A 7,012-nucleotide genomic window follows, 5' to 3' on the forward strand; every position below is an offset into this window, starting at 1 on the left:
TTCTCCTAAAGAGGACTCCCATGAAGACCTTAAATACTGTAACTTCTGCCTGCCGGTATTGTCAGTATTACAAGCCCGAAGGGCGTCGTGGGGGTCTTTGTCAGCAACTCGGCGTGCCCGTTCGAGGCGGCTGGGGAGCCTGTTCTTTAGCACTTCCGGCATTTGCGCCGTCTTGGGAACGTCTCGAAGTAATGATGCGCTGGCAGGATGAAACCCTGAAAACACCGGAGGCGCTCTCAATCAAATGTTCGCTGAACTCTTCTCAAGAATCTACCTCGCTTAACGAGAATGTCTCTACTGCCCAACAGTCAGTAGAAGAAGAGGCGCTGCTCGTATGAATAAAATAAAGAATAGTAAGCTCACCTTGCAGTTTGTCAAGGCAACTTGCTTCAACTCTTAAAAAAATAAAGATTTGCTTTAGAATCGCACCTTATTTAAGTCAAGGTGCGATTTTTGATTTAAGAGCCTTGTGGGATACTTTTTTACAAAAGATGACTCTTTAAACCCGTTTTCTGAAAAAAAACGGGTTTTTCCATTTGCGAACGACTAAGGCAGCCAAGGGTATTGACGGAAATCGGGTGGACGTTTTTCCAAAAATGCCTGCTTGCCTTCGGCTCCTTCCTCAGTCATGTAATAAAGCAAGGTGGCGTTACCGGCGAGTTCTTGCAAACCAGCTTGTCCATCGCAATCGGCGTTGAAAGCAGCTTTTAGACACCGGATGGCAATCGGGCTTTTTTCTAAAATTTCATTAGCCCACTGGATGCCTTCTTGTTCCAGCTGTTCTACAGGCACGACGCAATTCACTAAGCCCATTTCTAGTGCTTGCTGTGCGCTGTATTGGCGGCAGAGAAACCAAATTTCTCGCGCCTTTTTTTGCCCAACAATCCGGGCAAGATAGCTGGCACCAAATCCACCATCGAAGCTGCCGACTTTAGGGCCAGTTTGCCCAAAAACAGCATTATCTGCGGCGATGGTGAGGTCGCAAATCAGGTGCAGGACGTGTCCGCCACCGATGGCATAACCTGCCACAAGCGCAATGACGACTTTGGGCATGGAACGAATTAGGCGTTGCAAGTCTAGGACATTTAGGCGGGGGATGCCTTCATCGTCTACATACCCAGCTTGTCCCCGCACACTTTGATCGCCACCAGAACAGAAGGCGTATTTGCCATCGGTGTGAGGACCAGCGCCAGTAAATAATACGACGCCAATGCTAGTATCTTCGCGAGCATCGCAGAAGGCGTTGTAAAGTTCAAAGACGGTTTTGGGGCGGAAAGCGTTGCGTTTGTGCGGGCGATTAATCGTGATTTTGGCGATACCGTCGCCTTTGTGATAGAGGATGTCTTCGTAGGTTTTGGCGGTTTGCCAGTTGATTTGCATAGAGAGTTGTGCAGTATTTCGAGTTGTGCAGTATTTCGGCTTGAGAATTTTAACCCAGTGTTTGAAATTACGGTGACTAGGTAGAACCTCAAGAGAGAGGAGGCTTGAGCGATCGCTGTGTCATCATGACGACAGGGCTAAGAAAAGGCATTTTATGGGACAGACTGAGAAGAATTCCGAAGTCGAATCTGAGAATTTTAATGCTTTATCGTCAGATAACGCTTTAACCAATCCGAAAGCAGATCGATTAGGATATGCAACCTTTGCAAGATATCTAGCAGACAGTATTTGCAAAATGAGCTTTCCGGAAGGCTTCGTGATTGCAGTCTACGGTTCCTGGGGTTCTGGCAAATCGACGCTGTTGAATTTTTTAGTTCACTATCTAAAGGAAAAACCAGAGGACGAGCAACCAATTATCGTACCCTTTAATCCCTGGTTGTTTTCGGGACACGAAGATATCACAAGGCGCTTCATTGACCAATTACAGGCTGTTTTGAGTGAATTCAAATCTGTACCGAAAGGCTTAAAAGATCGACTAGCCGATTTCGGTAAACTGTTTTCTGAAATTCCTATTCCTTACGCTCCCGCGGGTAAGGTAGTAGAAAAAATATTTGACGATAAGCAAAAGGATACTTCCGACTTAAAAGAAGAAGTCGAAAACACACTGCTAAAGCAGCATCCGCGAATCGTGGTAACAATTGACGATATTGACAGGCTTGCCACTGACGAAATTAGACAGTTGTTTCGCGTTGTCAAAGCCATTCCAAATTTTACAAATGTTGTCTATGTCCTAGTCTGCGATAAAGAAATTGCCCTCAAAGCACTTGCAGACACGCAGGGGACAACTGGAGAAGCCTATCTTGATAAACTTGTTCAAGTTCCTTTTGAGTTACCAATTCCCAATAAAAATCTACTCCGCAGGCTACTTTTTGAAAAACTGAATTTCGTACTTGCTGACACCCCTACACAGCTATTAGATAGAAATTATTGGGGAAATATTTACTATCAAGGGATTGACCACTTTATTACCAACACTCGCGATATCACTCGTTTGATAAACACCTTAAGCATGACGTACCCGGCAGTTCAAGGTGAAGTAAACTCAGTGGATTTCATCGCTGTTGAGTCGCTGCGAGTCTTTTGCCCAACGATATATGACATCATTCGCAAAAATCCTAAAGCTTTTGCAGGAGACACGGATACCAAAGGTTTTGTAAGTGCTACAGCAGACGAACTAAAATCTCTTTACAATTCTTGGATTGCTCAGCTTCAAGATGAGGATAAAGAGCCAGTTAAACGGTTGCTATTGATCCTCTTTCCTAAGTTATCAGCGATTTGGGGTAATAATACCCAATACGTTGCACAACAAGAGTTAACATGGCGCAGACAACTGCGCGTGTGCAGCTTAGAAGTATTTCCAGTCTACTTCCGTCTGGCGTTACCAGAAGGTGAATTATCGAATACCGAGATGAAAGCCATCCTGGCTTTGGCAGGCGATGCGAAGGCATTTGGAGAAACTCTTGTAGAACTCGCTAATCAAAAACGTCCTGAGGGTACGACGCAAGTTCGGATATTTTTGGAACAACTTGAGGATTACACTGAAAAAGAAATTCCTTTAAATAGCATTCCTTCAATTGTGCAAGCTTTATTGGATGTGGGCGATCGCCTTTTGCGTCCTGAAGACGAACCGTGCGGAATGTTTGATTTTGGAAATGATATCAGAATCGAGCGCATCATCTCACATCTGTTGCGTCGTCTTGAGGAACCAGCACGGTTTGAGGTGTTGAAACAGGCGATGTCAGATGGTAAGGCAGTTTTAACAATTGTGGCCAAAGTAGTCGTCCTAGGTCAACAACACGGTAAGTTTGGAGCTAGTGAATCAAATCTAGAAGAAGAAAGACTTATCAGCGCACAGCACCTTGATGAACTTGAAGAAATTGCCTTAAATAAGGTGCAAGATGCCGTGCAGCAAAACTCCCTATTACAAACGCCAGGTTTAGCACATATCCTGTATTATTGGCGGGAGCAAACAAGCGAGGATGAAGTCAAACAGTGGGTTAAAGAGGCGATTAAAAACGACGAAGGGCTAGTTGATTTCTTTGAGAAGTTTTTTGAAAAAGCATTTAGAAAATCTGAGTCTAATATGGGTCAAAGCACCGGCTACGGGCTTGAGCCGAATTTACTTGAACCCTACGTTGACGTATCTTTAGCGATTAACCGGCTTAGGAGCCTTCTTGAAAAGGATTGTTTAACAGAAGAACAGAAAAATGCGATCGCGCGATTTATTGAAGAATATGACAGGAGTCAGCAGGAGAAAGATTCTGACGATCCATTAGCATGAAAGGCTGAATGATTCACCAGAGTTAACGTTCACAGGATATCTGCTGCCAATTTTCCCAAATTCTCTTTCCGCCATTTGGAATCTACCTTGCGATTGGTTGGCAACTCTAAAACCCGGAGTCCCTGCGATGGCAATGGGTTTAATCGTTGCTTCAGGTGTTCCCAGGATGTAATCACTTCATGCTCTACATTGTAAGTAGCACAAAGCTGAGCAAAATTTATATCCTGTGGTGTGGCAAAAAATTCTTCAAAGGGTGGGTTAAATTTGGAAATCGGCAACATTTCAAAGATGCCGCCGCCATTGTTGTTAATTAAAATTATGGTCAAATGCCCTATAAATTTACTTCTCAGTAAAAAGCCGTTAGTATCGTGCAATAAAGCTAAGTCACCTGTCAGCATCACAGTGCTTTGATTGCGATGTGCAATGCCTAAAGCAGTCGATAAGGTGCCATCAATGCCATTCGCGCCTCGATTAAAAAAGGGCTGAATCCCGGAATTGTTGGGTGCCCAGAAAAACTCTACATCTCGCACCGGCATACTATTAGAAATAAACAGAGGAGTGCCCGGTGGTAGCGTCTTGGAAAGTAACCAAGCGGCTTTTCCTTCAAAAAGTGTGTCCATTGTTGCCATCGTTTGGTCGATGGCTTTCCTGACCTTTGATTCGGCTTCACACCAACTGCTGAGATAAGACGCGATCGCTTGCGTCTCTACAAGTTCATTTGGGTAGGTTTGAAATAGGTGTTCTATGGAGATTCGCAGGTGGGTTGTATTGCCGTGCAAGGGATCTAAATTGTGGTGGCTGGGGTCAATTACCCATCGGCGCGGTTGAGTTTTATCTAGCCAGTTTCGCAGTTCTTTACTGGTAGGTAATTCACCGATTTGAATTACCATTTCTGGTGTCAGTTTTTGCGCTAACTGCTGATTACGCAGGATTAAGTCATAGGTAGAAATTAGATAAGGGTTCAGTTGACTATAGTTCCTTAATGGAGATAGCGCCTCAGCCAATACAGGCCATTTTAAAGATTTGGAGAGGTGCGCGATCGCGATCGCATACTCTTCCGGTATTTTCGGTTGTGCAGTCCCAGCGATAATAATTCCTCTGTCACATTGCTGCCACTCCTGTATGGGGTTGAAAGTGGTAGGTTGCAGGTTGAAAGTTGCTCCTAATGGCTGACAATTTGCAAAGAAATCTTCTTCTAGTAGAGACGCACCATTTTGCATATCTACAGCACCGTCGGGAATTGGGGCGAGGGGGTCGCGGAAAGGGATGTTAAGATGAACGGAGCCTGGAGTCGGAAAGAGCGTTCTTTCCCACGCATACATCACTGTCTGCCGCAGATAACCCAGGATTCCCATCTCTAGAGAAGGCAACGCTAACTCAGCTTGCCAGTTGGGATAATTGCCAAATAATTTCACCTGATCGATCGTCTGTCCAGAATGACAATCTCGCAATTCTGGGGGGCGATCGGCGGTTAAAACTAAAAGCGGAATTCGACTTTCCCTAGCTTCAATTACGGCTGGGTAAAAATTTGCCCCGGCAGTTCCAGAAGTGCAAACTAACGCCACCGGAAATCCAGATTTTTTCGCAATTCCTAATGCCAAAAATGCGGCGGATCGTTCGTCCAAAACAGGAATGGCTTCTATCTCATCAGTTTGAGCGAACGCAACAGTAAGGGGTGTTGAACGAGAACCTGGACAAATAATGGCTGTGGTTAATCCTAGTCGCTTTAATGTTTCGGTTAGGATGGAAGCCCAGAGGGAGTTGGTGTTACGAAAATCAACGGGCATTTAAAAGAAGAATGAACCGCAAAGACGCTAAGAAAGAAAGAGAGAAGAGAGAGTTCCGGCTAGACTAAGGCTTTTAGAAGTGCCTGGAGTTTAAGTTGAATTTCTGCTAATTCTTTGTCTGGATCGGAACCAGCAACGATACCGGCACCGGCGTAGAGTCTGGCACGACAGCCATCTATGAGTGCTGAGCGAATTCCCACAACAAATTCACTATTTCCTTGGCGATCTACCCAACCGAGCGGCGCGGCATATAATGACCTATTGAAGGTTTCATAGCGGCAAATTTCTTTCTGGGCACTCTCGCTGGGGACGCCAGCAACGGCTGGTGTCGGATGGAGTTCAGCCAGGATTTCTAAGGGATGAACGCCTGCCGGTATTTTCGCCTGAATGGGTGTCCATAAATGCTGAATATTTAAGAGTTTCAATAGCTGTGGTTGGGACAATACTTGAGGATTTAAACCTAGCTGGGAAAGGCGATCGCGAATAAAATCAATGACTACTCGATGTTCGCGCCTTTCTTTTTCACTGGTTAGTAACCGATTTGCTAATTCCGCATCTTCACTTGCTATTTTTCCTCTGGGTGCTGAACCTGCCAGAGCGTCCGTTACTAATTCATGGTCATGAATACTAATTAAACGTTCGGGACTTGCACCAATAAAACTTTGTCCCTTGCCGTTACTGGTGGAAAAAATATTGCAATCAGGATGGCGAGTTCGTAAATGATTAACTGAGGGAATTAACTGGAAAGGAATCGGGGAGATAACATCAAGGGCGTGAGCCAAAACAATTTTATGAATTTTTTTTGCCTGAATTGATGATAAAGCCTTGGCTACCGATGATTTGAAATGGTTTACATCTGCAACATCTTGTTTTTTAAATAGTTTTCTGGCATCAATTGCGATATCTAGAAAAGATGCACTATGAAATCTTTCTAAACCAGTAACTCTGATTGCCTGAAATGTACGCCATAAGCTTTCAGTTAAATCTTGAATATTTATCTCTGAATCAATCAGAATATTTGCGACTACTACCGAAGTCTGATTTTTTAGAGAGATTTGCCATCGGGGTAAGAATACTGTGGCGGAAGGAAAAAGAGAATCCGCTCCTAGATTTTCATTAAAAAATGTAAAAGCGCAGAAAAAATGAGCGCCCGAAAAAGGTAAATTAACTTCACCAATACTCGTGGTATTGGCAATGCAAGATTGAATAAACTCCTGGGATTTGTTAAACCGATTGGGGCTTTCTAGTGTTAGCGCAGCTGCGGTGTCGATGGCAGCGATCGCTTCTCCTTGTGCTGGTTTTTCAAAGTAAAAGTGTAATTGATCGGGTCTAGCGATCGCCTGAAGGACAACCAACGGATCGACTGCTGGGATTTCTTGAGAAATACTGAGGAGCTGTGTCTGTTTTTTTTGTACAGCAGTCTGCTTAAAGGCTAAAAGAAATTGATGCAGTTCGTGAGTGTCTTGAAAAAGATTTTTAAGATAGGGTGTGACTAGCATGGAAG

Annotated in this window: 5 protein-coding genes; 2 read left to right on the forward strand and 3 right to left on the reverse strand. The window is 44.3% G+C overall.

Features of this window, described 5'->3' with window-relative positions:
• Positions 1-20 precede the first annotated feature (20 nt).
• A complete protein-coding gene (locus H6F50_RS25620) occupies positions 21-338 on the forward strand; it encodes a hypothetical protein (protein ID WP_190414933.1) in 318 nt (105 codons plus the stop codon).
• Positions 339-546: 208 nt separating this feature from the next.
• On the opposite strand, the gene menB is transcribed toward H6F50_RS25620, so the two are convergent.
• The gene (menB, locus tag H6F50_RS25625; RefSeq protein WP_190414934.1) at positions 547-1,380 is read right to left on the reverse strand and encodes a 1,4-dihydroxy-2-naphthoyl-CoA synthase; all 834 of its coding nucleotides are present in this window, start codon (positions 1,378-1,380) and stop codon (positions 547-549) included.
• A gap of 154 nt (positions 1,381-1,534) precedes the next feature.
• Here menB and H6F50_RS25630 point away from each other — a divergent pair, with 154 nt between their 5' ends.
• Positions 1,535-3,721 (forward strand): P-loop NTPase fold protein, encoded by a 2,187-nt coding sequence (locus H6F50_RS25630; RefSeq protein WP_190430877.1) that lies wholly within the window; start codon positions 1,535-1,537, stop codon positions 3,719-3,721.
• 29 nt (positions 3,722-3,750) lie between these two features.
• Here the strand turns inward: H6F50_RS25630 and menD are convergent, their stop codons facing one another.
• Positions 3,751-5,508 (reverse strand): 2-succinyl-5-enolpyruvyl-6-hydroxy-3-cyclohexene-1-carboxylic-acid synthase, encoded by a 1,758-nt coding sequence (gene menD / locus H6F50_RS25635; RefSeq protein ID WP_190430878.1) that lies wholly within the window; start codon positions 5,506-5,508, stop codon positions 3,751-3,753.
• A 59-nt stretch (positions 5,509-5,567) separates the two neighbouring features.
• Positions 5,568-7,012 (reverse strand): isochorismate synthase (locus H6F50_RS25640; protein WP_347277208.1); only part of this gene is annotated, 1,445 nt, incomplete at its 5' end.

Origin of the sequence: Coleofasciculus sp. FACHB-712 (genome assembly GCF_014695635.1) — a bacterium.
In the GTDB taxonomy this organism is placed as follows: Bacteria; Cyanobacteriota; Cyanobacteriia; order Cyanobacteriales; family FACHB-T130; genus FACHB-T130.

Coding starts and splice junctions, on each gene's coding strand:
- H6F50_RS25620 (WP_190414933.1), top strand. CDS start 21: ATGAAGACCTTAAATACTGTAACTTCTGCCTGCCGGTATTGTCAGTAT.
- menB (WP_190414934.1), bottom strand. CDS start 1,380: ATGCAAATCAACTGGCAAACCGCCAAAACCTACGAAGACATCCTCTAT.
- H6F50_RS25630 (WP_190430877.1), top strand. CDS start 1,535: ATGGGACAGACTGAGAAGAATTCCGAAGTCGAATCTGAGAATTTTAAT.
- menD (WP_190430878.1), bottom strand. CDS start 5,508: ATGCCCGTTGATTTTCGTAACACCAACTCCCTCTGGGCTTCCATCCTA.